The 26,801-nt window shown below is 71.3% G+C and carries 26 protein-coding genes and 1 riboswitch; of the genes, 14 read left to right on the plus strand and 12 right to left on the minus strand.

Translation table 11 applies throughout. The features are described from left to right. Window positions 1-52 precede the first annotated feature (52 nt). Window positions 53-1,336 carry an extracellular solute-binding protein gene (locus tag ACFWNV_RS30280; RefSeq protein ID WP_383953200.1) on the minus strand — a complete coding sequence of 428 codons (1,284 nt, stop codon included), beginning with the start codon at window positions 1,334-1,336 and terminating at the stop codon, window positions 53-55. Window positions 1,337-1,632: 296 nt separating this feature from the next. On the opposite strand from ACFWNV_RS30280, the gene ACFWNV_RS30285 reads away from it, so the two are divergent. The 6 genes from ACFWNV_RS30285 (at window position 1,633) to ACFWNV_RS30310 (ending at window position 9,324) form a co-directional block, all read left to right on the plus strand. After that, a complete protein-coding gene (locus ACFWNV_RS30285; RefSeq protein ID WP_383953242.1) occupies window positions 1,633-2,397 on the plus strand; it encodes a GntR family transcriptional regulator in 765 nt (254 codons plus the stop codon). Window positions 2,398-2,595: 198 nt separating this feature from the next. Continuing rightward, window positions 2,596-4,758, plus strand: a complete 2,163-nt coding sequence (locus tag ACFWNV_RS30290) for a carbon starvation CstA family protein (RefSeq protein WP_383953202.1) — start codon at window positions 2,596-2,598, stop codon at window positions 4,756-4,758. Further along, on the plus strand, window positions 4,758-4,955 hold the full coding sequence (locus ACFWNV_RS30295; RefSeq protein ID WP_383953244.1) for a YbdD/YjiX family protein: 198 nt from the start codon (window positions 4,758-4,760) through the stop codon (window positions 4,953-4,955). Before ACFWNV_RS30290 ends, ACFWNV_RS30295 begins: the two co-directional genes overlap by 1 nt. A gap of 89 nt (window positions 4,956-5,044) precedes the next feature. Continuing rightward, entirely contained in the window at window positions 5,045-5,542 is a 498-nt protein-coding gene (locus tag ACFWNV_RS30300) for a GNAT family N-acetyltransferase (protein WP_383953204.1), read from the plus strand. Window positions 5,543-5,632: 90 nt separating this feature from the next. Further along, a riboswitch (cobalamin riboswitch) is annotated at window positions 5,633-5,715 on the plus strand. 181 nt (window positions 5,716-5,896) lie between these two features. Then, on the plus strand, window positions 5,897-8,305 hold the full coding sequence (locus ACFWNV_RS30305) for a ribonucleoside-diphosphate reductase subunit alpha (RefSeq protein WP_383953206.1): 2,409 nt from the start codon (window positions 5,897-5,899) through the stop codon (window positions 8,303-8,305). Beyond that, a complete protein-coding gene (locus ACFWNV_RS30310; protein WP_383953208.1) occupies window positions 8,305-9,324 on the plus strand; it encodes a ribonucleotide-diphosphate reductase subunit beta in 1,020 nt (339 codons plus the stop codon). The genes ACFWNV_RS30305 and ACFWNV_RS30310 overlap by 1 nt, the downstream gene beginning before the upstream one ends. A gap of 51 nt (window positions 9,325-9,375) precedes the next feature. Here ACFWNV_RS30310 and ACFWNV_RS30315 read toward each other — a convergent pair whose 3' ends face one another. Then, window positions 9,376-9,585, minus strand: coding sequence for a hypothetical protein (locus tag ACFWNV_RS30315; RefSeq protein WP_383953210.1), 210 nt, complete (start codon window positions 9,583-9,585; stop codon window positions 9,376-9,378). Between the two features lie 81 nt (window positions 9,586-9,666). On the opposite strand from ACFWNV_RS30315, the gene ACFWNV_RS30320 reads away from it, so the two are divergent. Beyond that, window positions 9,667-10,659 (plus strand): helix-turn-helix domain-containing protein, encoded by a 993-nt coding sequence (locus ACFWNV_RS30320; RefSeq protein ID WP_383953212.1) that lies wholly within the window; start codon window positions 9,667-9,669, stop codon window positions 10,657-10,659. 245 nt (window positions 10,660-10,904) lie between these two features. Here the strand turns inward: ACFWNV_RS30320 and def are convergent, their stop codons facing one another. The 8 genes from def to ACFWNV_RS30360 all read right to left on the minus strand — a co-directional run bounded on the left by def (window position 10,905) and on the right by ACFWNV_RS30360 (window position 18,791). Continuing rightward, window positions 10,905-11,546, minus strand: coding sequence for a peptide deformylase (def, locus tag ACFWNV_RS30325; RefSeq protein WP_383953214.1), 642 nt, complete (start codon window positions 11,544-11,546; stop codon window positions 10,905-10,907). Window positions 11,547-11,611: 65 nt separating this feature from the next. Further along, complete coding sequence (locus ACFWNV_RS30330; RefSeq protein WP_383953216.1) at window positions 11,612-12,625, minus strand: tetratricopeptide repeat protein; 1,014 nt, start codon at window positions 12,623-12,625, stop codon at window positions 11,612-11,614. Between the two features lie 146 nt (window positions 12,626-12,771). Beyond that, complete coding sequence (locus ACFWNV_RS30335) at window positions 12,772-14,031, minus strand: HD-GYP domain-containing protein (protein WP_383953217.1); 1,260 nt, start codon at window positions 14,029-14,031, stop codon at window positions 12,772-12,774. Beyond that, window positions 14,028-15,674: an HD domain-containing phosphohydrolase gene (locus ACFWNV_RS30340; protein WP_383953219.1), complete on the minus strand. Its 1,647-nt coding sequence runs from the start codon at window positions 15,672-15,674 to the stop codon at window positions 14,028-14,030. The genes ACFWNV_RS30335 and ACFWNV_RS30340 overlap by 4 nt, the downstream gene beginning before the upstream one ends. Before the next feature lie 230 nt (window positions 15,675-15,904). Then, window positions 15,905-16,243 carry a mycothiol system anti-sigma-R factor gene (gene rsrA / locus ACFWNV_RS30345; protein ID WP_383953221.1) on the minus strand — a complete coding sequence of 113 codons (339 nt, stop codon included), beginning with the start codon at window positions 16,241-16,243 and terminating at the stop codon, window positions 15,905-15,907. After that, window positions 16,240-16,884 (minus strand): sigma-70 family RNA polymerase sigma factor, encoded by a 645-nt coding sequence (locus ACFWNV_RS30350; protein ID WP_008741505.1) that lies wholly within the window; start codon window positions 16,882-16,884, stop codon window positions 16,240-16,242. The genes rsrA and ACFWNV_RS30350 overlap by 4 nt, the downstream gene beginning before the upstream one ends. A gap of 291 nt (window positions 16,885-17,175) precedes the next feature. Next, window positions 17,176-17,847, minus strand: coding sequence for an alpha/beta family hydrolase (locus tag ACFWNV_RS30355; RefSeq protein ID WP_383953223.1), 672 nt, complete (start codon window positions 17,845-17,847; stop codon window positions 17,176-17,178). A 128-nt stretch (window positions 17,848-17,975) separates the two neighbouring features. Next, window positions 17,976-18,791, minus strand: coding sequence for an SOS response-associated peptidase (locus ACFWNV_RS30360; RefSeq protein WP_383953225.1), 816 nt, complete (start codon window positions 18,789-18,791; stop codon window positions 17,976-17,978). Window positions 18,792-18,844: 53 nt separating this feature from the next. Between ACFWNV_RS30360 and ACFWNV_RS30365 the strand changes: the two genes are divergently transcribed. From ACFWNV_RS30365 to ACFWNV_RS30380, 4 genes are all read left to right on the plus strand, one after another. Next, complete coding sequence (locus ACFWNV_RS30365) at window positions 18,845-19,558, plus strand: M50 family metallopeptidase (protein WP_383953227.1); 714 nt, start codon at window positions 18,845-18,847, stop codon at window positions 19,556-19,558. An 87-nt stretch (window positions 19,559-19,645) separates the two neighbouring features. Then, complete coding sequence (gene aroA / locus ACFWNV_RS30370; protein WP_383953229.1) at window positions 19,646-21,007, plus strand: 3-phosphoshikimate 1-carboxyvinyltransferase; 1,362 nt, start codon at window positions 19,646-19,648, stop codon at window positions 21,005-21,007. An 8-nt stretch (window positions 21,008-21,015) separates the two neighbouring features. Then, on the plus strand, window positions 21,016-22,026 hold the full coding sequence (gene rsgA, locus ACFWNV_RS30375; RefSeq protein WP_383953231.1) for a ribosome small subunit-dependent GTPase A: 1,011 nt from the start codon (window positions 21,016-21,018) through the stop codon (window positions 22,024-22,026). 147 nt (window positions 22,027-22,173) lie between these two features. Next, window positions 22,174-22,497 carry a DMT family transporter gene (locus ACFWNV_RS30380; RefSeq protein WP_383953234.1) on the plus strand — a complete coding sequence of 108 codons (324 nt, stop codon included), beginning with the start codon at window positions 22,174-22,176 and terminating at the stop codon, window positions 22,495-22,497. Here the strand turns inward: ACFWNV_RS30380 and ACFWNV_RS30385 are convergent. After that, a complete protein-coding gene (locus ACFWNV_RS30385) occupies window positions 22,463-23,032 on the minus strand; it encodes a TetR/AcrR family transcriptional regulator (protein WP_383953236.1) in 570 nt (189 codons plus the stop codon). The two genes, ACFWNV_RS30380 and ACFWNV_RS30385, sit on opposite strands and share 35 nt — an antisense overlap. Window positions 23,033-23,165: 133 nt before the next feature. On the opposite strand from ACFWNV_RS30385, the gene hisN reads away from it, so the two are divergent. Beyond that, window positions 23,166-23,969 carry a histidinol-phosphatase gene (hisN, locus tag ACFWNV_RS30390; protein WP_383953238.1) on the plus strand — a complete coding sequence of 268 codons (804 nt, stop codon included), beginning with the start codon at window positions 23,166-23,168 and terminating at the stop codon, window positions 23,967-23,969. A gap of 207 nt (window positions 23,970-24,176) precedes the next feature. Then, window positions 24,177-24,584: a cyclic nucleotide-binding/CBS domain-containing protein gene (locus tag ACFWNV_RS30395; RefSeq protein ID WP_383953246.1), complete on the plus strand. Its 408-nt coding sequence runs from the start codon at window positions 24,177-24,179 to the stop codon at window positions 24,582-24,584. Window positions 24,585-24,654: 70 nt separating this feature from the next. On the opposite strand, the gene ACFWNV_RS30400 is transcribed toward ACFWNV_RS30395, so the two are convergent. Then, entirely contained in the window at window positions 24,655-26,109 is a 1,455-nt protein-coding gene (locus ACFWNV_RS30400; protein ID WP_383953240.1) for a catalase, read from the minus strand. A gap of 149 nt (window positions 26,110-26,258) precedes the next feature. Here ACFWNV_RS30400 and ACFWNV_RS30405 point away from each other — a divergent pair, with 149 nt between their 5' ends. Beyond that, window positions 26,259-26,675 (plus strand): Fur family transcriptional regulator, encoded by a 417-nt coding sequence (locus ACFWNV_RS30405; RefSeq protein ID WP_327254864.1) that lies wholly within the window; start codon window positions 26,259-26,261, stop codon window positions 26,673-26,675. Window positions 26,676-26,801: the final 126 nt, after the last annotated feature.

The following is a 26,801-nucleotide window of genomic DNA, read 5'->3' on the forward strand; positions in this document are numbered from 1 at the left end:
CTCTGGGCGCCCACCGCGCCCCCGGTGCGTTCAGTACGGGTACTTCGGGGTGTTACTTGTTGATGCGGTTCGCGATTTCCTTGTCCGCGTCCGCGCCCGCCTTGGCGGCGTCGTCACCCTTCAGGACCTTCGTCATGAACTCCTTGATGGGGTTCGGCTCGGTCTCGACGTTGGCCCAGCCCGGGGTCACCGGGGTGATGTTGCCGTTGACGCCGGCCTTGGCCATCGCCTCGGCGAAGGAGCCCGCGGCCGGGGCGAAGTTCGCGCCGGTCTGGTTCGGGAGCAGCGCGCCCTTGGTCTCGGCGGCGTACTTGGTCATCTGGTCCTTGCCTGCGGCGAGGGCCAGCCACTCCTTGGCGAGGTCCTTGTTCTTGGAGCGCTCGGCGATCGCCAGGTTCGAGCCACCGAGGAAGACGGTGCCCGGCTTGTCGGCGGTCTTGCCCGGGATCGGGAAGTAACCGAAGTCGGCTTCCTTGCCCGCGTCCTTCAGCGCCTTCTCGGCACCGCCGGCCTCCCAGCCGAGGCCGATCCAGGAGGCGACGCCACCCTTGGGAACGACGTCGGTGGACTGCTGCGGGTTCGCCTCGTCCTTGTCCTTCGGGGCGGTGGAGAAGGACTGGAGCTTCTTGTAGAACTCCATCGCGGAAGCGGCCTGGGGGGTACCGAGACCACCCTTCCACTTGGCGCCGTCCTTGACGGCGAGGTCGCCGCCCTCGTCCCAGATGAGACCGGCGAGGACGTACCAGCTCTGGCCGGGCAGGTAGATCGGCTGGGAGGCCGGGTCGGCCGCCTTCAGCTTCTCCAGACCGGCGACCCACTCGTCGCGGGTCTTGGGCGCCGTGACGCCGGCCTTCTCGAAGGCCTTCTTGTCGTAGATGACGACGCGGTTGGCCGCGTACCACGGAGCGGAGTAGAGCTTGCCGTCGATCTCGGCCGAGGCCAGACCGCTCTTGGCCCAGGCGTCCGCGCCGAGCTTCGCCTTGTCCTTGGTCAGGTCGGCGAGACCACCGGTGACCGCGTAACCGGCGGTCTGGGTGTTGCCGAGCTCCAGGACGTCCGGCGGGGTGTTCTCGGAGAGGGCCGTGGTGACCTTCTCCTGGATGCCCTTCCAGGGCTGGACCTCTACCTTGACCGTGACACCGGGGTGCTTGGCGGAGAACTCCGCGTTGACCGCGTCGATCCAGGTCTTCGGTGCGGAGCCGTCCATCACCCAGACGGTGATCTCCTTGGCGCCACCCGCGTCGGCCTTCGGCTTGTCGTCGCCGCCGTTGCCGCACGCCGCGACTCCGACCATCATGCCCGCGACACTGACCGCCGCGATGAGCTTGCGCTTCACGCCACCCTCCTCAGGGATGCTGCCTGCAACTTCCCTTGCCCGCCGCGGTGACTCAAAAAGCACCAAGTACTGCCCGTGGGGCCGGGATCTGATCCATATTGGTGTAGACCAGTAGCTGGAGCTTGGCCTAGACCTTTAGGGGTGTCAAGGGTCTAATGAGCGGGTGCTCGGTCCGTTATCGGACCGACACCTGGGGGAGGGAGGAGGCCCGCCCTCCCTCCCGTGTCACGATGTGACCGCACATATCGGAGGAGCCGGTGACGGCAACGAAACTGGAGTCGGGAAGGCGGGCGGCGATGGCCACCGAAGGGGCGATCACGGAGCCGGACAGCGGGGCGGCCACCCGCACGGCACGCGTGCCCAAGTACTACCGACTCAAGCGCCACTTGCTCGATATGACCGAAACCCTTCCACCGGGTACACCCGTGCCCCCCGAGCGCACGCTCGCGGCCGAGTTCGACACCTCGCGCACCACGGTGCGGCAGGCTCTCCAGGAGCTCGTCGTCGAGGGGCGCCTGGAGCGGATCCAGGGGAAGGGCACCTTCGTCGCCAAGCCGAAGGTCTCCCAGCCGCTCCAACTCTCCTCGTACACCGAGGACATGAGGGCCCAGGGCCTGGAACCCACCTCCCAGCTCCTGGACATCGGCTACGTGACGGCCGACGACACCCTCGCCGGCCTCCTCAAGATCACCACCGGCGGCCGGGTCCTGCGCATCGAACGGCTCCGCCTGGCCAGCGGGGAACCGATGGCCATCGAGACCACGCACCTGTCGGCCAAGCGCTTCCCCGCGCTGCGCCGTTCGCTCGTCAAGTACACCTCCCTCTACACCGCCCTCGCCGAGGTGTACGACGTGCGCCTCGCCGAAGCGGAGGAGACCATCGAGACCTCGCTGGCCACCCCGCGGGAGGCCGGACTGCTCGGCACGGACGTCGGACTGCCGATGCTGATGCTTTCGCGCCATTCGCTGGACGCCGACGGGGAGCCCGTCGAGTGGGTGCGTTCCGTGTACCGCGGCGATCGTTACAAGTTCGTCGCCCGACTCCAGCGCCCCGCCGTCTGATTCGTAGTTGACTCTCGTTCCGCTATACGGACGGGGGCTTACGTCCAGCGGGCGGTCCCCCGTAGATTCCCTGCGCTCACGCAGATGATCAACGAGGGGACGAGGATCATGACGGAACCGGAACCGACAGCGACACGGACGGGACGGGACGCGGCGAGTCCGGGCACCACGCCGGACTCGCCTTCTCCATCAGGGGCCATGTCCCCCAAGGCCGTGGCCGTATGGGTGCTGGTCGGGCTCGTGGGGGCCATCGGCTGGGGCGTGCTGGCGCTCTCGCGCGGCGAGGAGATCTCGGCCGCCTGGCTGCTCGCCGCCGCCCTGGGCTCGTACGCGATCGGCTACCGCTTCTACGCGCGCTTCATCGCGAACCGCGTACTGAAGGTGGACAAGACCCGCGCCACCCCCGCCGAGCGCCTTGACAACGGTGTCGACTTCCACCCGACCGACCGGCGGGTGCTTTTCGGCCATCACTTCGCCGCCATCGCCGGCGCCGGACCGCTCGTCGGTCCCGTACTCGCCTCGCAGATGGGCTACCTGCCCGGCACCATCTGGATCGTCGTGGGCGTGATCTTCGCGGGCGCCGTCCAGGACATGGTCACGCTCTTCTTCTCCACCCGGCGCAACGGCCGTTCGCTCGGCCAGATGGCCCGGGACGAGATCGGCCCGGTCGGCGGCGCCGCCGCGCTGATCGGCGTCTTCGCCATCATGATCATCCTGCTGGCCGTGCTGGCCCTGGTCATCGTCAACGCGCTGGCGCACTCCCCGTGGGGCGTCTTCTCCATCGGCATGACCATCCCGATCGCCCTCTTCATGGGCTTCTACCTGCGCGTCCTGCGCCCGGGCAAGGTCACCGAGGTCTCCGTCGTCGGCGTCGCGCTGCTGCTGCTCGCCATCGTCGCGGGCGGCTGGGTCGCCGAGTCCTCGATGGCGGACTTCTTCACCCTGGAGAAGGAGACCCTGGTCCTCTGGATGATCGCCTACGGGTTCGTGGCGTCCGTCCTGCCGGTGTGGATGCTGCTCGCCCCGCGCGACTACCTCTCCACCTTCATGAAGGTGGGCACCATCGGGCTGCTGGCCGTGGGCGTGGTCATCGCCATGCCGACGCTGAAGATGCCCTCGGTCACCGAGTTCGCCTCGCGCGGCGACGGCCCGGTCTTCGCCGGCTCGATGTTCCCGTTCGTCTTCATCACCATCGCCTGCGGAGCCCTGTCCGGCTTCCACTCCCTGGTCTCCTCGGGCACCACCCCGAAGATGATCCAGAAGGAGACCCAGGTCAAGGTCATCGGCTACGGCGCGATGCTGACCGAGTCCTTCGTCGCCATCATGGCGATCATCGCGGCCTGCATCATCGACCCGGGCCTCTACTTCGCCATCAACTCCCCCGCCGGGGTCGTCGGCGCCACCGTCGAGACGGCCTCGCAGGCGGTCACGAACTTCGGCTTCGCCATCTCCCCCGCGGACCTCGCCCAGGCCGCGAAGGACGTGGAGGAGACCAGCCTGCTGTCCCGTACGGGCGGCGCTCCGACCTTCGCACTCGGAATGTCGGAGATCTTCTCGGCCGTGATCGGCGGCTCCTCGATGAAGGCGTTCTGGTACCACTTCGCGATCATGTTCGAGGCCCTGTTCATCCTGACGACCGTGGACGCCGGCACCCGCGTGGGCCGCTTCATGCTCCAGGACACCCTCGGCAACGTGCACAAGTCCTTCAAGGACATCAGCTGGAAGCCGGGCGTCTGGTTCGCCAGCGCCGTCGTCGTCGGCGGCTGGGGCTACTTCCTCTGGGTCGGCGTCAAGGACCCGCTGGGCGGCATCAACCAGCTCTTCCCGCTGTTCGGCATCGCGAACCAGCTGCTCGCCGCGGTCGCCCTGGCCGTCTGCACCACCCTGCTGATCAAGTCCGGCCGGCTCAAGTGGGCCTGGGTGACGGGCGTTCCGCTGGCCTGGGACCTGGCCGTCACGCTCACCGCCAGCTACCAGAAGATCTTCTCCGACAACCCGAAGATCGGCTTCTTCGCCCAGCGGGACGTCTACCAGGACGGGATCGACGCGGGCAAGGTCCTCAAGCCCGCCAAGAACATGGACGAGATGCACACCGTGGTCACCAACGCCACCGTGGACGGCGTCCTGTCGGTGTTCTTCGCCCTGCTGATCATCATCGTGCTCGTGGACGCGGCCCGGACCTGCCTCAAGGCCATCCGCGCGCCCGAGTCGGTCACCCTGGCCGAGGTCCCGTGGACCGAGTCCGAGCTCGTCGCCCCGGCCGGTCTGATCCCGACCGCCGAGGAGCGGGCGGAACTCGCCGCCGCCGGACTCGACTCGGGCGGGGGCCGGGCGAAGGACTCCGTACGCGAGCCGGCGTGATGACGCGCCTGCGGCACGTACTGGGCCGGGCCCGGTTCTTCGTACGCGAGTTCTCGGGCGAGGCCGCCTACGACCACTACGTGGCCCACGCCCGTGCGCACGACCCGGACGCGGCGGTCCCGTCGCGCCGGGAGTTCGAGCGGGCCCGTACGGACGCCCGCGAGGGCGACCCGCGCACGGGGTTCCGCTGCTGCTGAACCGGTGAGCCCGCACGGGGCCGCCGCGCATCCGTCCACCCGACGGAACGCGGCGGCCCCTCTGCTTGCCCTGGCGCACACTCGATGCCATGGACATCATCATCAGGGCGGCGACGGCCGCCGAATACGAAGAGCTCGGCGAGATCACCGCACGGGCCTACCTCGACGACGGACTCCTCACCTTCTCCGCGGACGACCCCTACCTGAGCCGGCTCCGCGACGTCGCCGGCCGCGCCCCCGACGGCGAGGTGCTCGTCGCCGCGTACGAGGACACCCTGCTCGGCGGTGTGACCTTCGCCCCTCCCGGCAGCCCGCTGTGCGATATCGCGGGCCCCGGCGAGGCCGAGTTCCGGATGCTGGCCGTCTCCCCGGCGGCCCGCGGCCGCGGCGCGGGCGAGGCCCTCGTACGGGCCTGCGTGAGCCGCGCCCGGGAGCTGGAGGGCGTGGGCCACCTGGTGCTGTCGACCACGCAGAAGATGCTCGGGGCGCACCGGATCTACGACCGGCTGGGCTTCGTACGGACGCCCGAGCGGGACTGGTACCCGGTTCCGGGCCTCCCCCTGCTCACCTACCGCCTGGAGCTGTAGTCACGGACCGTCTCGGGGACCGACACAACATGTGGGGGCTCACGCAAGGACCGGCCCCCACATGTATGCTCGTGCTCGCTGTCGTCGCAGGGGAATCCGGTGAGAATCCGGAACTGTCCCGCAACGGTATGAAATGCACCGACCCGCTCGGTGCATCCGCAAGTCCGAGGACCTGTCGACAGCGTGCCCGGCTCGACCGATCCGGGTGCAGACACGTCCGGGCCTCGCGGTTGGGCCGGTGGACGCCACGTGGCGCATGCGCACTGCCCTGCCAGGCATGCGCGCCCCCACGTGCGCCCCCTCGCGCCCCGCACCAAAGGTGTTCCCGGAGCCGAGCGAGGGAGAGCTCCCCCCGTGACCATCGCGCCTTCCGCACCGCGCGCCGAGTCCGACCCGTCCGCCTATGAGGGTCCGGGGGCCGCGCTCCTGCGTACGCTCACCGAGCTGACCGCCGACCTGCCCGACACCGACCCCGGCCGGGTCGCCGCCGCCGCACTGCGCGGCCGCAGCGCCGCCGCCGACGAGGCGGAGCTGCGTACGCTCGCCACCGAGGCGGCCGCCGGGCTGATCTCCGAGGACCCGGCGTACTCCCGCCTCGCCGCCCGCCTGCTGACGCTGGCCGTCCGCGACGAGGCCGCCGGCCAGGGCTCCGCCTCCTTCTCCGAGTCCGTCGAGGTCGGTCACCGCGAGGGCCTGATCGCCGACCGCACCGCGGACTTCGTCCGCCTGCACGCGAACCGGCTCGACTCCCTGGTCGAGCACGCGCTCGCCGAGGGCGCCGACGACCGCTTCGGCTTCTTCGGCCTGCGCACCCTGCACAGCCGCTACCTGCTGCGCCACCCGATCACCCGCCAGGTCATCGAGACCCCGCAGTACTTCATGCTGCGCGTGGCCGCCGGCCTCGCCGAGAACGACGGCGTGCAGGCCGTCGAGGAAGTGGCCTCGCTCTACCGGCTGATGAGCCGCCTCGACTACCTGCCCTCCTCCCCCACCCTCTTCAACTCCGGCACCCGCCACCCGCAGATGTCCTCCTGCTACCTGCTGGACTCCCCGCTGGACGAGCTGGACTCGATCTACGACCGCTACCACCAGGTCGCGCGCCTCTCCAAGCACGCCGGCGGCATCGGCCTCTCGTACTCCCGCATCCGCGCCCGCGGTTCGCTGATCCGCGGCACGAACGGCCACTCCAACGGCATCGTGCCGTTCCTGAAGACCCTCGACGCCTCCGTCGCCGCCGTGAACCAGGGCGGCCGCCGCAAGGGCGCCGCCGCGGTCTACCTGGAGACCTGGCACGCGGACATCGAGGAGTTCCTGGAGCTCCGCGACAACACCGGCGAGGACCAGCGCCGTACGCACAACCTGAACCTCGCCCACTGGGTGCCGGACGAGTTCATGCGCCGCGTGAACGCCGACGCCGACTGGTCGCTGTTCTCCCCGGCCGACGTCCCCGAGCTGGTCGACCTGTGGGGCGACGCGTTCGACGCCGCCTACCGCAAGGCCGAGGAGTCGGGCCTGGCCCGCAAGACCATGCCCGCCCGCGACCTGTACGGCCGGATGATGCGCACCCTCGCGCAGACCGGCCAGGGCTGGATGACCTTCAAGGACGCCTCCAACCGCACGGCGAACCAGACCGCCGAGCCGGGCACCGTCGTCCACTCCTCGAACCTCTGCACCGAGATCATCGAGGTCACCAACGACGGCGAGACCGCCGTCTGCAACCTCGGCTCGGTCAACCTCGGCGCCTTCGTGGTGGACGGGGAGATCGACTGGGAGCGCCTGGACGAGACCGTCCGCACCGCGGTCACCTTCCTCGACCGCGTCGTGGACATCAACTTCTACCCGACCGAGCAGGCCGGCCGCTCCAACGCCCGCTGGCGCCCGGTGGGTCTGGGCGCGATGGGCCTCCAGGACGTCTTCTTCCAGCTGAAGCTGCCCTTCGACTCCCCCGAGGCGAAGGCCCTGTCCACGAAGCTCTCCGAGCGCATCATGCTCGCGGCGTACGAGGCCTCCTGCGACCTGGCCGAGCGCAGCGGCCCGCTCCCCGCGTGGGAGCAGACCCGCACGGCCCGCGGCGTCCTGCACCCGGACCACTACGAGGTCGAGCTGAACTGGCCGGAGCGCTGGGACGCGCTGCGCGCCCGGATCGCGAAGTCCGGGATGCGCAACTCCCTGCTCCTCGCCATCGCCCCGACGGCGACCATCGCCTCCATCGCGGGCGTGTACGAGTGCATCGAGCCGCAGGTGTCCAACCTCTTCAAGCGCGAGACCCTGAGCGGTGAGTTCCTCCAGGTCAACGGCTACCTGGTGCAGGAGCTCAAGCGGCTCGGCGTCTGGGACGCCCAGACCCGCGAGGCGCTGCGCGAGTCCTCCGGCTCGGTCCAGGGCTTCGGCTGGATCCCCGCGGAGGTCCGCGAGCTGTACCGCACGGCGTGGGAGATCCCGCAGCGCGGACTGATCGACATGGCGGCGGCTCGTACCCCCTTCCTCGACCAGTCCCAGTCGCTGAACCTGTTCCTGGAGACGCCCACCATCGGGAAGCTCAGCTCGATGTACGCGTACGCCTGGAAGCAGGGTCTGAAGACCACGTACTACCTGCGCTCGCGCCCGGCGACGAAGATCGCCCGCGCCGCGCAGGCCGCCACCCCGGCGGCGCTCCCCCAGCCCGTCGAGCTCCTCGACGCCGACGCCGCCGCGGAAGCGGCCGCTGCGGAAGCGCTCGCCTGCTCCCTTGAGAACCCCGAGTCCTGCGAGGCCTGCCAGTAATGAGCTCCACCCAGACCACCAAGAACCTCCTGGACCCGGGCTTCGAGCTCACGCTCCGCCCCATGCGCTACCCGGACTTCTACGAGCGCTACCGGGACGCGATCAAGAACACCTGGACCGTCGAGGAGGTCGACCTCCACTCGGACGTCTCGGACCTCGCGAAGCTGACGCCGTCCGAGCAGCACATGATCGGCCGGCTGGTCGCGTTCTTCGCGACGGGCGACTCGATCGTCTCGAACAACCTCGTGCTGACCCTGTACAAGCACATCAACTCCCCGGAGGCGCGCCTGTACCTGTCGCGCCAGCTCTTCGAGGAGGCCGTGCACGTCCAGTTCTACCTGACGCTGCTCGACACCTACCTGCCCGACCCGGACGACCGCGCGGCCGCCTTCGACGCGGTCGAGGAGATCCCGTCGATCCGCGAGAAGGCGCAGTTCTGCTTCCGCTGGATGGACTCGGTGGAGAAGATCGACCGCCTGGAGACGGCCGCCGACCGGCGCCGCTTCCTGCTGAACCTGATCTGCTTCGCGGCGTGCATCGAGGGCCTGTTCTTCTACGGCGCCTTCGCGTACGTGTACTGGTTCCGCTCGCGCGGCCTGCTGCACGGCCTGGCGACGGGGACGAACTGGGTCTTCCGGGACGAAACCATGCACATGAACTTCGCGTTCGAGGTCGTGGACACGGTCCGCAAGGAGGAGCCGGAGCTCTTCGACGACGCGCTCCGGCAGCAGGTCGTCGACATGCTGAAGGAGGCCGTGGAGGCGGAGCTGCAGTTCGGCCGCGACCTGTGCGGTGACGGCCTGCCGGGCATGAACACCGAGTCCATGCGCGAGTACCTGGAGTGCGTCGCGGACCAGCGCCTGGTCCGCCTCGGCTTCGCGCCGGTCTACGGCTCGCAGAACCCGTTCTCCTTCATGGAGCTCCAGGGCGTCCAGGAGCTGACGAACTTCTTCGAGCGCCGCCCGTCGGCCTACCAGGTCGCGGTCGAGGGCACGGTCGACCTGGACGAGGACTTCTAGGCCGCCGCCCCCGGTTGCTCACGGCCCCGCCCACGGGAAGATCCACCTGGCTCACCAGGTTCCCGGGCGGGGCCGCAGTGCTTGCGGGGACGAGGAGCGGGATCCGGTTCTCGCCCGACCCCGCCGGCCGCTCCGGGCGGGCTGCCCGGCCGCGCGGATCTGCCGTTCGAGGCGGCGCTCGCGCAGGGCTCCGTAGAGGGCGGGACCGAGGAGCAGGGCGGCGAGGGCGAGGACGACCAGGTAGTCGAGGAGTGTGTTCACGACTCCACTCTCGCCACGGCGGCCGAAACCGGACAGTGGCAGGACTGTCATGAAAGAGCGAATTACTGCCACACTGGGGGCATGGTGAAGCCTTCCCCCCTCACTTCCTCCCTCCACAACGTCGCCGTGGCCGTGGTGAACGGGGTCACGCCCTTCGAGATGGGCATCTTCTGCGAGGTCTTCGGGGTCGATCGCAGTGCCATGGGCCTGCCGACCTACGATTTCGCCCTCTGCGCGATGGAGGACAACCCGATCACCGCGGGCGACGGCCACTACCGCCTCACGCTCCCCTACGGGCCCGAGCGGCTGGAGGAGGCGGACCTGGTCTGTCTGCCCGCCGACCGCGAAGCCCCCACCCGGGTGTATCCGGAGCCGCTCCTCGAAGCCCTGCGGCGGGCCGTGGACCGGGGCGCGCGGGTGCTGAGCGTGTGCAGCGGGGCCTTCATGCTGGGCGCGGCCGGGCTGCTGGACGACCGGCGCTGCACCACGCACTGGATGCACGCCCCGGCCCTGGCCCGCCGCTTCCCGCGGGCCCGGGTCGACCCGGACGTGCTCTACGTGGACGAGGGCCAGGTGATCACCTCGGCCGGCACCGCCTCCGGCATCGACGCGTGCCTGCACCTCGTCCGGCAGGAGCAGGGCTCCGAGGTGGCCAACACCATCGCCCGGCGGATGGTCGTACCGCCGCACCGGGACGGCGGGCAGGCGCAGTACATCCGGCGTCCGCTGCCCCGCACCTCCTGCGACACCGTGGGCGAGGTGATCGGCTGGATGGCCCGCCACCTGGACGAGGAGATCACGGTCGAGCAGCTCGCGGAGCGGGCCCACATGTCCGCGCGGACCTTCGCCCGCCGCTTCCTCCAGGAGACGGGGACCACCCCGTACCAGTGGGTGCTGCGCCAGCGGGTCCTGCTGGCGCAGGAGCTGCTGGAGGCCACCGACGAGACGGTCGACGCGATCGCGGGCCGCTGCGGCTTCGGTACCGCGGCCGCCCTGCGCCACCACTTCCTGCGGACGCTGAACACCACTCCGAACGCCTTCCGGCGCACGTTCCGGGGCCCTTCTGCGGCCTGAGGCCCGGCCGGCGCCGTCCAGTGGCCGGGAATTTTCCCCGACCTTGATCGTTTTGCCCTACGGTTTGCAGGTTCGCATACGACAGGGGGTTCCCATGACACGCGTCATCCGGACCGTCGGCCGACACCCGGCCGAGGCCGACCCGAGCGACCTCGGCTGGGACTGACGCCGCGCCGCTCCACGGGAAAGGCGCCCCGCTCCTGACCGGAGCGGGGCGCCCTTCACGTACGTACGGCGTACGAGAGCTACGCGTTGGGAACCGTCTCGTAGCGCGGCGTGCCCTCTTCCATCTGCCGCAGCGCGTCCTTGCGGTCCCGCTTCGAGAGCCGGTCGATGTACAGGTAGCCGTACAGGTGGTCGGTCTCGTGCTGGAGGCAGCGCGCGAAGTAGCCGGTGCCCCGCACCTTGATCGGGTTGCCCTGCGCGTCCTGGCCGGTCACCTCGGCGTAGTCCGGGCGGGCCAGCGAGGCGTAGGCGGTCGGGACCGACAGGCAGCCCTCGTTCGAGTCGTCCAGGATGCGGGCGGCGGCCGGCAGCTCGACGAGCTTCGGGTTGATCACCACGCCCGTGTGCCGGTTGCCGTCGTCGTCCGGGCAGTCGTAGACGAAGACCTTGGCGTCGACGCCGATCTGGTTCGCGGCGAGGCCCACGCCCTCGGCGGCCTTCTGGCTGGCGAACATGTCGTCGATCAGCTGCGCCAGCTCGTCGCCGAACTCGGTGACGTCCTTGCACTCGCGGTGCAGGACCGGGTTGCCGACCACCGTGATCGGGCGGGCGGTGCCGCGCTCGCGGTGGGCGAGCTCGCGCGCCTCACAGTCCTCGGTGTCCACGACGTACCCGTCGTTCACACCCTCGACCCCGACCACGTCGTTCTCCTGCTGCGCCATGTCCGCCGTACGCCTTCCGTAAGTCCACCAGTCACCGATGTGCCGGTACAGACTACGGCCCCGGCTCAGCAGACTTCTTCGAGATCCCGCCACTCCCGGCTGTCCGGGCTGTCCGCGACCCAGCCGTCGAGCAGCCCGCGCACCAGGCCCGCGGGCGCCGCGATGCCGCACTCCCGCTCGGGCACCCACAGGGATCCGGACCCGGCCGTACGGTGGCCCAGCGGGCCGGGGTGACCCGGTTCACTGTGGTCGTGCGGATCCAGGTGCTCCCCGTCGCCCTCGCCGCTCGGCATGGCGCTCTCCGAGCAGGTCCGGCACAGCAGCCGCACCGAGGAGGACCAGTCCTCGGCGGCGAAGCCCGCGTCGGAGGCCAGCTGCTCCAGGGCGTTGCGGTCGGCCTCGGTGGCCGCCTCCAGGAGGACCACCCAGGTGGGCACCGGGGAGGGCGCCCACAGCTCGATCTCGTCGAAGACGGGGTACGAGGGCCCGGCCGCGGTGACGCGTTCGCCGTGCGGGACCCCGTCGTGCAGGACGACCTCGCCCCAGCGCCGCCCCGAGGAGGGCAGCGGGATCGACAGGACCTCCATGCGGGCCGGGTCCAGCCGGCGGCCCCAGACCACCTCGGCCTCGCCCTCGGGCGACAGCCGCACGGCCGCGCTCCCGAGCTCCATGCCGACCGGTTCGCCGTGGGCGGGCCCGCCGGGGCGGCTGCCCGTGCCGTGCGGGTCTCCGGGCACCTTCAGCCCGTACGCCTGCCAGGCGCGGCGGGCCAGCGGCCAGTCCTGCAGCGCGGTGGCGGCGATGCCGACGTTCCACCAGTCCGGGGCGCCGGTCTCCCGGTCGAGCAGGGCCACGGCGCGCAGTCCGGCGGCGCGGGCCTGCTCCCAGTCGTGGCGGAACTTGTGGAGCAGCGCCAGATTGAACCAGGACTCGGACAGCCAGGGTTCCAGGTCGGCCGCTCTGGTCAGCAGCGCGCCCGCGTCCTCGTACCGACCGTCGCCGATCAGCGTGAACGCGCGGTCGGTGGCCTGCCGCCACGAGGCGGAGGGCCGATGGCGTACCTTCCCGAAGATCCTCACGATTCCCGCCTGCCGGACACTCTTGCTCGGGACACTCCTGCTGCGAACACTCCTGCTGCGACACTCCTGCCGGGAACACTCCCGCTGGGAACACTCCCACTGGCATCCAACCATGCCCACTCGGACGGCCGCTCATTACCCATGGGTTACCCAGGCGGGACGGGTACGACTCTGGCACGTCCGCCCCGGGCGAGCACCCTGGCGAGACACTCCACGACTTCCGGCTGGTAATCGTGCCCGGTCCCCAGGCGCAGCCGCTCCAGGGCCTCCAATGAGCCGCCCGGGTGACGGGCCCCGCCGCAGAGGTCGTCGTACGCGTTGACCGCGCGCACGATGCGGGCGGCGACGGGCTGGTCACGGTACGGATCCGCCTGCAGCTCCACGACGACCGCGACCTCGGCCGGCACCCCCGTCTGGCGGGCCACCTCGCCGCCGAGCCCGGCGATCCGGCGGGCCTCGGCCTCGGGGAGCTCGGCGGTGGCCCCGGCCGGGACCGGGTCGACGAGGGAGAGCTGCCCGATGTCGTGCATGAGGGCGGCGTACTCCAGGACCGTGAGCTCCCGCTCCGAGAGGCCCAGCTCCCGGCCCACGGCGCAGCTGAGCGCGGCGACCCGGCGGGAGTGGCCGGGCCGGGTGTAGCCGGCGATCTCGGTGGCGCGGGCGAGGGAGGTGATGGTCTGGCGGTAGGTGGTGCGGATGGCGGTGATCCGGTGGAAGGACATCTGGGTCAGGAGCAGGGGCACGCTGAAGACGGGCACCGCCCACAGACCGGCGACGGCGACCCCGAGGGCCATGACCACGCCCGTGGCGCAGATCGCAGAGCCGATGCCCAGCTGGGCGCGGAGCTCGTCGCGCAGCAGCGGGGCGAACGGCCAGCCGGTCCGTGCCCCGGCGAGGACGGCGCCGAGGACCGCGTCGCACAGGGCCGTGAGCCCGAGCACGAGGACCAGGAAGAGCACGAGGTACGGGCCCTGGCCGACCCGGTGCTCCAGTTGTCCGGAGTTGTAGAGCGGCTGGAAGCAGACGGCGGCGAAGGTGACGGTGAGGACGCGGCGGGCCAGGTGGTCGAGGGCGGGTCCGCGGCCCCGGGCGATGTGCGGGACGATCCCGAGGAGCGCGGCCGCGACCACCACGGCGACGATCTGCAGGACCCCGTGGTGGGTGGGGGCTCCGGCGTTCTGCCCGAGCAGGGCGTACGCGAGGGCCCCCGCGGATCCGAGCGGCGCGGGCTGCTGGCGGGCGGCGTCGCCGCTGTCCCGGCGGGCGAGCTCACCGATGGTGATCAGGGTGCCGAAGGCCAGGGCGATGCCCGGATCGGTCAGGCCGTTCCACACGGTGTGGCCGAGCGCGACCACGGTCAGCGCCGCGGCGGCCCCGCGCACGATGCCGACGGCCCAGCCCCTCACGCGGTGGCCCCCGCGGCCGGGGAGCCGGGGGTCCGCGGCGCCTCCTCGGCGGCCGCTCCGGGTTCCGGGGCGGGCCCGGGCACGCAGTGGCACGGGTCCCCGGCGGCGGGGAGCGGGCCGCTCCCGCCCCGGGCCTGCGGCGCGGCCCCGCGGCCCTGCGGCGCGGCTCCGCCGTGACCGGCCTGGGCGGGCAGTCCGGTCAGCGCCGCGCCGGCGGGCACGGCCTCGCGCGGGGTCCCCTCCGCCGCGGCGGCGGGAACCTCGCCGGCGGTCCCGGCGGGTGGGGCCGGGATCACCTGGAGGTCGTCGTCCGAGGTCACCTTCGGATGCCAGCCCTGGCGGCCGATCGCGTCGACGAGCGCCTGCACCATGTCGGGGTCGAACTGGGCCCCCGCGCACCGTTCCAGCTCGGCCAGGGCGACCCGTACGGGCCGGGCCCTGCTGTAGGACCGGGTCGAGGTCATCGCGTCGAAGGCGTCGGCGACCGCCACGACCCGGGCGAGCACCGGGATCTGTTCCCCGGTCAGCCCGTAGGGGTAGCCGGAGCCGTCCACCCGCTCGTGGTGGTGCAGGATCGCCGCGCGGGCCTCGCCCAGGAAGCCGATGCCGCGCACCATCTCGTGTCCGTACTCGGGGTGGAGTTCGATGATCCTGCGCTCTTCGGGGGTCAGCGGTCCGTCCTTGCGCAGCAGCCGGGTCGGGACGCCGAGCTTGCCCACGTCGTGCAGGATCCCGGCGATGCGGACGACTTCGAGGCGTTCCTCGCCCATGCCCAGCTCGCGGGCGATCATCGCGGAGGCCTGCCCGACCCGCTCGCTGTGGCCGCGCGTGTAGCGGTCCTTGATGTCGACGGCCTGGACCAGTGCCCGGATGGTGGCCTGGTGGGCGGCGCGCTCGCGGTGGTACTGGGCGAAGACCCAGCAGGAGATGTACATCGGCAGCATGACGAGCAGTGCGGCCGGAAGTCCGTACGGGCTGCGCCACATCACGGCCATCATCAGTCCGGCGAGGCCGTGGACGCAGTGCGGGGCGAGGGAGCGGGTCACCAGGCCCCGCCAGGCGGTGGCGGCGGGCCGGCGTTCGGCGGCGGCCAGGATGCAGCCGTCGAGGGCGGTGAGCACCAGGCAGAAGGCGACGGCCGCGGCGGCGGCGGGGAGCATGGCGTAGGGGAAGTCGGCGACCCAGGCGGCCGGTCCCGCGGGGCCTTGCGGTCCCGGCGGCCCGGTCCCGCCGGAGGAGCCCGCGCCCAGGGCGCCGGGCCCGCCCAGCAGCCCGTAGACCTGTCCGGCGGTGAAGGCGGCTATGGACTGCTGCGCCCCGTGCCAGATGCGGCGCACTCCTGCGGGCCGCGCCGTCACGGTCCCGGCGAGTCCGCCGGGCAGGGCGACGAGGGCCGCGGCGGCGGGCGGCAGGAGGAAGACGGCGGCCAGCACCACGGGGAAGAAGGAGCCGAGGCCCTCGGGCACCCGGTGGCCCATGAGCGGGCACACCTTGACGAGTTCGCAGCCGAGGTACAGCACGGCGAGCAGGCCGATGGAGGGCCACGGGGTGGCGGAACCGGTGAAGGCCGGGACGACGCAGGCGAGGCCGACGAGGACGGCGCCCAGGACATAGGCGCGCGCCAACGGCGGAAGTACCCGCATGGCGCTCTCCTCCCCCTGAGCCGTGCAAGTCAGGTACGAATCAAACCAGTACCCGAATGGGGAGAATAAGTGGGCCCCGGAGCGAGGTGGGCCACATTTTTGCATTGCACCATGCGGACGCCCCCGGATTACCACCTTCGAGTGAACGAAGTGCCCTTCCGGGGGCGGCTGTTCGAGATTGTTCAATCGGGTACTACTTCACCGGCGAACACGGCCGGGTTTCAACTTTTTCAGCCCGCCGCTGATCCCGGCATCGGCTCGGCGACGGCCGGCTCGGGCGACGCGGCCGTAATGTCATGGTCCGGCACCGCCTGCCCCGAACGGATGAGCTCGATCCGTCCCATCACCTTCGAGCGCAGGTCGGTCGGCACGTCGTCCGATCCGCAGCAGCGCTTGACCAGCTTCTTCACGGCCTGTTCCAGGCCGTACTTCTCCAGACAGGGATTGCACTCGCCGAAGTGCGCCTCGAACTTCGTGCAGTCGCTGTCGGGCATCTCCTGGTCCAGGAACTCATAAAGGTGGTCCAGGACCTCGGAGCACTCCGTCTCGTGCGCATCTCCGCAGCTCATGAGCCCGAGCCTTTCAGGTCGTTCGACTCTCCCGCGCCGGCCGGGACGAGCCCGCGCTCACGGGCGTAGTCCTCAAGCATTCCACGGAGTTGACGGCGGCCACGGTGCAGTCGCGACATGACCGTACCGATGGGTGTACCCATGATGTCCGCGATCTCCTTGTACGCAAAGCCCTCTACGTCGGCAAGATAGACCGCGATGCGGAACTCCTCCGGAATGGCCTGGAGTGCTTCCTTCACATCGGAATCGGGCAGGTGATCGAGAGCCTGCGACTCTGCGGAACGCAAGCCCGTCGACATGTGCGACTCGGCGCGCGCAAGCTGCCAGTCCTCGATCTCCTCGGCCGCACTGCGCTGGGGTTCGCGCTGCTTCTTGCGGTACGAGTTGATGAAGGTGTTGGTCAGAATGCGGTACAGCCACGCCTTCAGGTTGGTGCCCTCACGGAACTGGTGGAAGGACGCGTACGCCTTCGCGTACGTCTCCTGGACCAGGTCCTCGGCGTCGGCCGGATTGCGCGTCATGCGCAGGGCGGCCGAGTACATCTGGTCGAGGTAGCCGAGGGCGTCCCTCTCGAAGCGCGCATTGCGCTCCGGGGTCGTCTCCTCCGCGTGGCCTTCGTCGGTCCCGGCGACAGGACCCACCTCCTCCGACTGCGTGGCGGCTCCGAAAGCGGACCCGCTCGAATCGGAGAATAGTCGACCATCCCGGTCGCCCGCCGCCCGAACCGTGCCGCGCTTGGGCGCGGGCAGCACTGTCCAGTCCAGGTCAGCGGCCTGCGGACGGTTCTGGCTGATGACCTGGGTCATGCGTTGCCTCTCCTCCGACGTCTTCTCCGTACGTACCGACATCCGGGACAACAGACGGTCCGGGTGACGCATTCCCCGGCGGGGCGCGGTTTCCGGACCAAAGTCGCCCCGCCACCGGGGCGTAGGTCACACCGGCAGCCGCCCGAGCCACCCGGCCACCGCCCCGGTGATCACCGCCAGGGCCTCCTCCTGCGTGGGGCCGGTCCGCTTCGGCACGGCGAAGCCGTGGTCCCCGCCCTCCACTTCCACCAGCTCGTACGAGGCTGCGCGCGCTCCCCGCGCCGGGAACTCCTCCGGCCGCCCGAAGGCGTCGCGGCCCCCCTGGACCACCAGCGCCGGCCGCCCGGCGCCCAGCAGCTCCTCGGCCCGGGACTTCTCCGGCCGGCCCGGCGGGTGCAGCGGGAAGGCCAGCGCGAGCACCCCGGCCGCGCCCAGCTCCGCGGCGGTCCGGCAGGCGACCCGGGCCCCGGCGCTGCGGCCGCCCGCGACGACGGGCAGCCCGGGCTCCGCGAAGGCGGGCCACAGGGCGTGCCAGCCCGCGTCCAGCACCTTGGGTGCGGCGGCCACCTTCTTCCCGGCGACCCGCCAGGGCTGTTCGGCCAGCGCCACGGTGATCCCCAGGGCGGGCAGGGCCGCGGCCAGGGCCCGCAGGTCCCGGGCCTCGATGCCGCCGCCCGCTCCGTGCCCCAGGGCGAGCACCAGGCGGGCGGTGCCCGCCGGGGCCGGGTGCCAGGTGATGCGGGCCTCGCCCGCCGGGGTGGCGACGGTCTCGGTGTGCTCGGTGCGCGTGCTGCTCATGCCCCGATCATGCCGCCCGGCCGCCGCCGCGGGGGTGATGCCGGGTCCGTCCGGAGCGCCGGGGCCGTCGGAGTGACACGGGGACCCGTCGGACCACCCCGCGCGGACCCCTCGGACCACCCCGCGCGTCAGAAGAGGGTGCCCTCCTCGGGGCCTTCCAGCTCCTCCAGCAGTTCGGGGCCGTTGTTGCGGACGTTGCTCGCGGCCGTGGACACCGGATAGGCGCGCATCAGCCCGCCGGGCGGCGGGGCCAGCAGGGCCTGGAGCTCGTCGGGGTCCGTCCGCGCCGGGTCCAGCCAGGCGTCCCACCGGTCCGGGGTGAGCATCAGCGGCATCCGGGGGTGGATGTCGGCGAGCGAGCGCGGGCCCTCGGCGGGGGCGACGCCGAGCGGACCCGTCTCGGCCTCGGTGGTGAGCACCGAGCAGGTCGCCCACCAGGCGAGCGGATGCTCGTCGGGCAGGGTCCGGTCGCGCCAGAACTCGTATATCCCGGCCATGGCGAAGACGGAGCCGTCGCAGGGCAGGACGAAGTAGGGCTGCTTGCGCGACCGCTTCTTCTTTCCCTCGACCTCCAGCTGCCGCTCGTCGTGGGCGGTGACCCACTCGTAGTAGCCGTCCGCCGGGATGATGCAGCGGCGCTGCGCGAAGGGGCGGCGGAAGGACGGCTTCTCGGCGACGGTCTCGGACCGGGCGTTGATCATCCGGGCGGCGCCGTCGGGATTCTGCGCCCAGGACGGGACGAGCCCCCATTTCAGGACCCTCAGCTGGCGAACCGGACGCGGGCTCGGAGCGTCTTTCAGAGGACGGTCGAGGACGACGTGGACCTCTTTCGTCGGAGCCACGTTCCAGTCGGGTGCCAGCACCTCCTCCGGCTCCCACCGCTCCACCCCGAACACCTCGGCCAGCTCCTCCGGCCCACGACTCGCTGCATACCTACCGCACATGGCTGCCACACTGCCATGTCACCCGAATGCCACCACAAGGAGTCCGCCACCTCATGAACACCAGCACCTCGGCCGGCCTGTGGGACCGGCTCACCGGCATACAGGCGGCGCCCGACCAGTGGCTGGTGATCCTGACGGGGCTGGCGGCGCTCGTCGCGGTGGGGCCCCGGCCGGTGTGGCGGCTGTCGCGCAACGCGATCACCATCGCGCACGAGGGCGGTCACGGACTGCTGGCGCTGCTGACGGGCCGCAGCCTGGACGGGATCCGGCTGCACTCGGACACCAGCGGGGTCACCGTCAGCCGCGGCAAGCCCACCGGCCTCGGGATGGTCCTCACGGCGGCCGCCGGGTACACGGCGCCCTCCCTGCTCGGCCTGGGCGGCGCGGCCCTGCTCTCGGCGCACCGGATCACCCTGCTGCTGTGGGCGGCGACCGCCCTGCTGCTGGCGGTGCTGGTGATGATCCGCAACGCGTACGGGCTGCTGACGGTGCTGGTCACGGGCGCCACCTTCGTCCTGGTCTCCTGGCTGGCCCCGGCGGACGTGCAGGCGGTCTTCGCGTACGCCGTGGTGTGGTTCCTGCTCCTCGGCGGCGTCCGGCCGGTCTTCGAGCTCGGGGCGAAGCGCCGGGGCGGCGGTGCGCCCGACTCCGACGCGGACCAGCTCGGACGGCTCACCCACGTGCACCCGGTGGTGTGGCTGCTGCTCTTCCACGTGGTGGCGCTGTGCTCGCTCGTCGGCGGCGGCCGCTGGCTGCTGGCGCTCTGACCGCCGGCCGACCGGCTGCCGTCCGCCCGCCGAGACTCCCCCGGTGATCAAGATCTGCGGCCATGGGAAGCCACTAAAGTGGTGGCCATGACCGAGACCTCCGCGCTCCCCGCCCTCTGGCCCGCCCCGCTCGCCGACACCGCCGTCCAGGCCACCGTCACCGTGCCCGGGTCCAAATCGGTCACCAACCGCGCGCTCGTCCTTGCCGCGCTCGCCTCCGAGCCGGGCTGGGTGCGCCGCCCGCTGCGTTCGCGCGACTCCCAGCTGATGTCCGACGCGCTGCGCGCGCTGGGCGTCGGCATCGAGGAGACGGTCTCCTCCAGCTCCGCCGGACAGGGCGACAACGGCGAGGCCTGGCGGGTCATCCCGGCCGCGCTGCACGGTCCGGCCACGGTCGACGTCGGCAACGCGGGCACGGTCATGCGCTTCCTGCCGCCCGTCGCCACCCTCGCCTCCGGCGACATCCGCTTCGACGGGGACCCGCGCTCCTACGAGCGCCCCCTGGGCCAGGTCATCACGGCGCTGCGCACGCTCGGCGCCCGCATCGACGACGACGGCCGCGGGGCGCTGCCGCTGACCGTCCAGGGCGGCGGGGCCCTGGAGGGCGGGACCGTCGAGATCGACGCCACCAACTCCTCGCAGTTCGTCTCCGCGCTGCTACTCTCCGCCCCGCGGTTCAACCAGGGCGTCGAGGTCCGGCACGTGGGCACCAACCTGCCGTCCATGCCGCACATCCGGATGACGGTGGAGATGCTGCGCGCGGCGGGCGCGCAGGTCGACACCCCCGAGTCCGGCGGCGAGAAGAACGTCTGGCGGGTCGCTCCCGGCGCCCTGCTCGGCCGCGACCTGATCGTGGAGCCCGACCTCTCCAACGCGCAGCCCTTCCTGGCGGCGGCCCTGATCACCGGCGGCACGGTCACCATCCCGGACTGGCCGCGCCGCACCACGCAGCCGGGTGACGCGCTGCGCCGGATCTTCACGGAGATGGGCGGCTCCTGCGAGCTGACGGACGCGGGCCTGGTCTTCACCGGCACCGGCAAGATCCACGGCATCGACGTGGATCTCGGCGAGGTCGGGGAGCTCACCCCGGGCATCGCGGCGGTCGCCGCGCTGGCCGACTCGGAGTCCGTGCTGCGCGGGGTGCAGCACCTGCGGCTGCACGAGACGGACCGGCTGGCGGCGCTCACCAAGGAGATCAACGGGCTGGGCGGCGATGTCACGGAGACCGCGGACGGTCTGCGGATCCGGCCGCGCTCGCTGCACGGCGGCACGTTCCACACGTACGACGACCACCGGATGGCCACGGCCGGCGCGGTGATCGGCCTGGCGGTGGAGGGCGTGCTCATCGAGAACGTGGGGACGACCGCGAAGACCCTGCCGGACTTCCCGCAGATGTGGGCGGACATGCTCGCCCGGGCCGAAGCGGCTCCGGCAGGCGTGGGAGCGTAGGGCCCGCCATGCGCAGGTACAACAAGAACACCGACGAGGACGACATCCGCCAGCGGCCCAACCCCAAGGGCAACCGGCCGCGTACGACGATCCGCCCCAAGCACGAGGACGCGGCCGAGGGCATGGTCCTCACCGTGGACCGCGGCCGGCTCACCTGCCTGGTCGAGGACCGTCCGGTGCACGCGATGAAGGCCCGCGAGCTGGGCCGCAAGGCGGCGGTGGTCGGGGACCGGGTCTGGATCGTCGGCGACCTGTCCGGCAAGAAGGACACCCTCGCCCGCATCGTGCGGATCGAGGCGCGCAAGTCCGTCCTGCGGCGTACGGCCGACGACGACGACCCGTACGAGCGCGTGGTCGTCGCCAATGCCGATCAGCTGGCCATCGTGACGGCGCTGGCCGATCCGGAGCCGCGCCCCCGGATGATCGACCGCTGTCTGGTGGCCGCGTACGACGCCGGGCTGGAACCGCTGCTCGTGCTCACGAAGTCCGACCTGACCTCCGCGGACAAGATCCTGGAGATCTACTCGACCTTCGGCCTGAACTACGTGGTGACCAACCGCGAGGAGCTGGCGGCGGGCGACGCGGCCGACCGGGTGCGCGAGCACCTGAACGGCCGGATCACCGCCTTCGTCGGCCACTCGGGCGTCGGCAAGACCACGCTGGTGAACTCGCTGGTCGCCGAGGGCCGCCAGCGCGCGACGGGCGTGGTCAACTCGGTGACCGGCCGCGGCCGGCACACCACCACCTCGGCGCTCGCGCTGCCGCTGCCGGGCGGGGACGGCTGGGTCATCGACACCCCCGGCGTACGGTCCTTCGGCCTGCACCACGTGGACCCGTCCCGGGTCATCCTGGCCTTCCCGGAGCTGGTGCCGGGGACGGAGGGGTGCCCGCGCGCGTGCAGCCACGACGAGCCGGACTGCGCGCTCGACAAGTGGGTGGAGGACGGCCACGCGGATCCGGCGCGGCTGTACTCGCTGCGACGGCTGCTGGAGACGCGGGAGCGCCGCGAGGGCGACTGACCGGGCGGCCGGCGGCCGGGCAACCGATCGAAGGGTGAAGGACCGGCGGGGTTTGCCGCCCCCGATGTCTGGTAAATGCATAATCGCACCAAGTGACGCCCGGGCCCGTCCCGTGAGCGCGTCACATGACGCGGGGAGGCATACGCCATGGTGTGGCTGCTGGTCGTGGTCGCCGGGATCCTGGAAACGGGGTTCGCGGTCTGCCTCAAGCTGTCGCACGGCTTCACCCGGCTGTGGCCGACCATCGCCTTCGCGTGCTTCGCGCTCGGCAGCTTCGGTCTGCTGACGCTGGCCCTGAAGAAGCTGGACGTGGGACCGGCGTACGCGGTGTGGACCGGCATCGGGGCGGCCGGTACCGCGATCTACGGCATGGTCTTCCTCGGGGACCTGGTCTCCACGCTCAAACTCGTCTCGATCTCGCTGGTGATCCTCGGCGTCATCGGGCTCCAGCTCTCGGGCTCGTCCCACTGAGCAGCCGGAGCAGCCCGGCGTGGCCCGGCCCCGGCGGCTCGGCCGGGGCGACCAGGTAGGACAGCGCGAGCCGCACGGCGAGCTCGCACCACTGCGCCCCCTCCTGCACCCCGAACGCGATTTGCGCCCGCTCGCGGACCCCGCGGATCAGCTCGGCGGGCCCCAGCGCGGGCAGTCCCGGCCGGACCCCGCGGCCGGCCGGGACGGGTAAGTTGCCGTTCCAGCACCCCGTCAGCAGCGCCCGTACGAGGGGACGCTCCCGGCCCGCGCGCACGGTCCACTCCACGACCGCCGCGAGCCTTTCGGCCGGAGCCCCCGGGGCGGCCAGCGCCCGGTCCACCCCGTCGAGGTACCAGGCCGCGTCGCGGCGGACCAGGGCGTGGCCCAGCCCCGTCTTGCCTGCGAACTCGTTGTAGAGGGTCTGCCGCGAGACCCCCGCGGCCGCGGCCACGTCGGTCATCCGCACGGCCGGCCACGGGCGCGCCGCGAGCGCCCCTCCCGCCGCTTCGAGCAAGGACTCCCGGGCCGTGGGCACCGTCGCCTCCCCTGTGACGCCTCCGGTCGACGTTTCCGTCAGAGTTGACGGACCGACAGATCCTGTCAAGGGTGCCCGTGCCGCACCGTGGACGCCTTCCCCGGCGAACCGGCCGCCTGGGTAGGGTTCTGGCATGCCCGAGTATGACGATGACCTGCGCCTTGCCCTCGAACTCGCCGACGCGGCGGACACCGCCACGATGGAGCGGTTCCGCGCCCTCGACCTCAAGGTCGAGACCAAGCCCGACATGACCCCGGTGAGCGAGGCCGACACCGCCACCGAGGAGATCATCCGGGCCGGGATCGCCGCCGCGCGGCCCTCCGACGCGATCCTGGGCGAGGAGTACGGCCTCAAGGGCGACGGCCCGCGCCGCTGGGTCGTGGACCCGATCGACGGGACGAAGAACTACGTGCGCGGCGTGCCGGTGTGGGCGACGCTGATCTCCCTCATGGAGGAGCAGGCCGACGGCGTCTTCCGTCCCGTCGTCGGCGTGGTGTCCGCACCGGCCCTGGGCCGCCGCTGGTGGGCGGCGCGCGGCCGGGGCGCCTTCACGGGCGGCGCGCTCGGCGAGACCACCGCGCTCGGCGTCTCCAAGGTCGCCACCCTCGGCGACGCCTCGTTCGCCTACTCCTCGCTGAGCGGCTGGGAGGAGCAGGGCCGGCTGCCCGGCTTCCTGGACCTGACCCGCGCGTGCTGGCGCACCCGGGGCTACGGCGACTTCTGGCCGTACATGATGGTCGCCGAGGGCTCGCTCGACCTGTGCGCCGAGCCCGAGCTGAACCTGTGGGACATGGCGGCCCTGGCGGTCGTGGTGGAGGAGGCCGGGGGCCGCTTCACCGCACTGGACGGGGCGGACGGGGTGCACGGCGGCAACGCGGCGGCCTCGAACGGTCTGCTGCACGCGGAGATGCTGGACCTGCTGCGCCCGCGCGGCTGACGCTCACGGGACGGGCGCGCGCCGCCGTGGCGGTGGCCTGCGCCCGTACGTGCCGAATGTGCCCCTTACGCGCCTCCTTGCTGACACTCCGTGTGCGTGGGAATCTGAGACTCCTCCACTTGTGCGCTTGTGAAGGGCTTCTCTAAGTGCGGCCCTTCACGCGCACCCCACCCAAGCGGAGGGACTCACCAGGAGGTGGCTCTCTTCATGCTCGTCCGCGACGCCATGAGCACCGTGATCCTCACCCTCGGCCCCACTCACACCCTGCGGCAGGCGGCCTGCCTGATGTCCGGCCGGCGCGTCGGCGCCGCCGTCGTCCTCGATCCCGAACACAGCGGCATCGGCATCCTGACCGAGCGCGACATCCTCAACTCGCTCGGCGCTGGCCACGATCCCGACCGGGAGTCCGTGGGCGCGCACACCACCAACAACGTGGTGTTCTGCACCCCGGAGGCCACCGTGCAGGAAGCCGCCGAGGCGATGGCCCACGGCGGCTTCCGTCATCTGATCGTCCTGGAGCACGGCGGCCCGGTGGGCATCGTGTCCGTACGCGATGTCATCCGCTGCTGGGCCCCGGCGCGGCGCACCACCGTGCCCGCCTCCGTGCCCGCGTAGGAACGGCCGACGGGCCGGCGCCCCTCGAAGAGGAGCACCGGCCCGTCGGCCTGCTACGGCAAGGCGTCGATCAGGCGCGGAGGGCCTGGACCGCGACCTCCAGACGCTTGCCGAAGTCACCGTCCGCCTGGCGGAAGTTGTTGATCGCACGCTCGACGATGTCGTCGCGGGAAACCTTGGCGATGAAGCCGGAGAGGTTCTCGATCAGACGGGTCTTCTCGTCCTCCGAGTACAGGCGGTAGAGGTTGCCCGCCTGGACGAAGTCGTTGTCCTCGGAGTGCGAGGGCGCGGCGTGGTTGCCCGTGCCGCCGGTGACGGCGGAGGAGACCCACAGCGGACGGTCCGTCTGGTGCGGGCCGCCGAAGCTGTTCGGCTCGTAGTTCTTCGCACCCGCGTGGCGGCCGTCGTACAGGTAGCCGTCGCGGGAGTTGGTGCGCGCCTCGGTGGCGTGCGGGCGGTTCACCGGCAGGTGGTCGGCGTTGATGCCGACGCGGTAGCGGTGGGCGTCGCCGTAGCCGAAGAGACGGCCCTGGAGCATCTTGTCCGGGGACGGACCGATGCCGGGGACGAAGTGCGCCGGGGAGAAGATCGACTGCTCGACCTCGGCGAAGACGTTCTCCGGGTTGCGGTTGAGCTCCAGCTTGCCGATCTCGATCAGCGGGTAGTCCGCGTGCGGCCACACCTTGGTGAGGTCGAACGGGTTGAAGCGGTACTCGGCCGCCTCGGCCGCCGGCATGACCTGGACCTGCACGGTCCAGGACGGGAAGTCGCCGCGCTCGATGGACTCGCGCAGGTCGCGCTGGTGCGAGTCGGGGTCCTCACCGGCGAGCTGGTTGGCCTCGGCCTGGGTGAGGTTCTTGATGCCCTGGTCGGTCTTGAAGTGGTACTTGACCCAGAAGACCTCGCCGGACTCGTTGTTCCACTGGAACGTGTGCGAGCCGAAGCCGTTCATGTGGCGGTAGGACGCCGGGATGCCGCGGTCACCGAACAGCCAGGTCACCTGGTGGGTGGACTCGGGCGACAGACCCCAGAAGTCCCAGACGTTGTCCGCCTCCTGCGAGCCCGTGTACGGGTCGCGCTTCTGGGTGTGGATGAAGTCGGGGAACTTGATGGCGTCCTTGATGAAGAACACCGGGGTGTTGTTGCCGACGAGGTCGTAGTTGCCCTCTTCGGTGTAGAACTTCAGCGCCCAGCCGCGGGGGTCGCGCACGGCGTCGGCCGAGCCGAGGTTGCCCGCGACGGTGGAGAAGCGCAGGAAGGTCTCGGTCTCCTTGCCGACCTCGGACAGGAAGTTCGCCCGGGTCCACTGCGAGACGTCACGGGTCAGCGTGAACGTGCCGTAGGCGCCGGCGCCGCGGGCGTGCACCACGCGCTCCGGGATGCGCTCGCGGTTGAAGTGCGCGAGCTTCTCCAGCAGCAGCTGGTCCTGCACCAGGACGGGGCCGCCGATGCCGGCGGTCTCGCTGTTCTGGTTGTCAGCTACCGGAGCTCCGGCCTCCGTGGTGAGCGGTCCCTGCGTCGTCACTATGCGCCTCCTGCGTAAATTTGCTGCAAACCTGCCCTGCGCCCTAACGTAACCGATCCTACGATGGACTTTGTCTAAGTCAAGTAAGCATCCAAGTCCACACTCATTCGGGAGTTACACCGAATCCCCTCGCTGTTACGCTGGCAGACATGAGTGACCTGCTGGAACGACTTCGCGGACGCGGATGGCGCATGACCGCACAGCGGCGCGTCGTGGCCGAGGTGCTCGACGGTGACCACGTTCACCTGACGGCCGACGAGGTGCACGCACGCGCCGTGGACAGGCTGCCGGAGATCTCCCGCGCGACCGTCTACAACACCCTGGGCGAGCTCGTCACCCTGGGCGAGGTCCTGGAGGTGTCCACGGACCGGCGCGCCAAGCGGTACGACCCGAACGCCCACCGCCCCCACCAGCACCTGGTGTGCGCCCAGTGCGGCGCGATCCGCGACGTGCACCCGGCGGGCAACCCGCTGGCCGACCTGCCGGACACCGAACGCTTCGGCTTCACGGTGTCCGCGGTCGAGGTCACGTACCGCGGCGTGTGCCCGAACTGCGCGGGGGCGTGACAGGCGCATAGCAACGGAAGGGGGCCGGGGCTCGATGACCCCCCGCCCCCCATACCCTCATTGTGGGCGGGAAAGAACCAAGCAGACAAATATAAACAACTGAAGCGGCCGACGACAAAGCAAGTG

This window comes from Streptomyces sp. NPDC058401, from assembly GCF_042722885.1.
GTDB lineage: Bacteria > Actinomycetota > Actinomycetes > Streptomycetales > Streptomycetaceae > Streptomyces.

Excerpts from the sequence above, each read along its gene's own strand:
- ACFWNV_RS30290 (WP_383953202.1), top strand. The coding sequence starts at position 2,596 with ATGTCCCCCAAGGCCGTGGCCGTATGGGTGCTGGTCGGGCTCGTGGGG.
- aroA (WP_383953229.1), top strand. The coding sequence starts at position 19,646 with ATGACCGAGACCTCCGCGCTCCCCGCCCTCTGGCCCGCCCCGCTCGCC.
- rsrA (WP_383953221.1), bottom strand. The coding sequence starts at position 16,243 with ATGAGCTGCGGAGATGCGCACGAGACGGAGTGCTCCGAGGTCCTGGAC.
- ACFWNV_RS30380 (WP_383953234.1), top strand. The coding sequence starts at position 22,174 with ATGGTGTGGCTGCTGGTCGTGGTCGCCGGGATCCTGGAAACGGGGTTC.
- ACFWNV_RS30300 (WP_383953204.1), top strand. The coding sequence starts at position 5,045 with ATGGACATCATCATCAGGGCGGCGACGGCCGCCGAATACGAAGAGCTC.
- hisN (WP_383953238.1), top strand. The coding sequence starts at position 23,166 with ATGCCCGAGTATGACGATGACCTGCGCCTTGCCCTCGAACTCGCCGAC.
- def (WP_383953214.1), bottom strand. The coding sequence starts at position 11,546 with ATGGCGCAGCAGGAGAACGACGTGGTCGGGGTCGAGGGTGTGAACGAC.
- ACFWNV_RS30340 (WP_383953219.1), bottom strand. The coding sequence starts at position 15,674 with ATGCGGGTACTTCCGCCGTTGGCGCGCGCCTATGTCCTGGGCGCCGTC.
- ACFWNV_RS30295 (WP_383953244.1), top strand. The coding sequence starts at position 4,758 with ATGACGCGCCTGCGGCACGTACTGGGCCGGGCCCGGTTCTTCGTACGC.
- ACFWNV_RS30395 (WP_383953246.1), top strand. The coding sequence starts at position 24,177 with ATGCTCGTCCGCGACGCCATGAGCACCGTGATCCTCACCCTCGGCCCC.
- ACFWNV_RS30320 (WP_383953212.1), top strand. The coding sequence starts at position 9,667 with ATGGTGAAGCCTTCCCCCCTCACTTCCTCCCTCCACAACGTCGCCGTG.
- ACFWNV_RS30365 (WP_383953227.1), top strand. The coding sequence starts at position 18,845 with ATGAACACCAGCACCTCGGCCGGCCTGTGGGACCGGCTCACCGGCATA.
- ACFWNV_RS30360 (WP_383953225.1), bottom strand. The coding sequence starts at position 18,791 with ATGTGCGGTAGGTATGCAGCGAGTCGTGGGCCGGAGGAGCTGGCCGAG.
- ACFWNV_RS30310 (WP_383953208.1), top strand. The coding sequence starts at position 8,305 with ATGAGCTCCACCCAGACCACCAAGAACCTCCTGGACCCGGGCTTCGAG.
- ACFWNV_RS30285 (WP_383953242.1), top strand. The coding sequence starts at position 1,633 with ATGGCCACCGAAGGGGCGATCACGGAGCCGGACAGCGGGGCGGCCACC.
- rsgA (WP_383953231.1), top strand. The coding sequence starts at position 21,016 with ATGCGCAGGTACAACAAGAACACCGACGAGGACGACATCCGCCAGCGG.
- ACFWNV_RS30355 (WP_383953223.1), bottom strand. The coding sequence starts at position 17,847 with ATGAGCAGCACGCGCACCGAGCACACCGAGACCGTCGCCACCCCGGCG.
- ACFWNV_RS30405 (WP_327254864.1), top strand. The coding sequence starts at position 26,259 with ATGAGTGACCTGCTGGAACGACTTCGCGGACGCGGATGGCGCATGACC.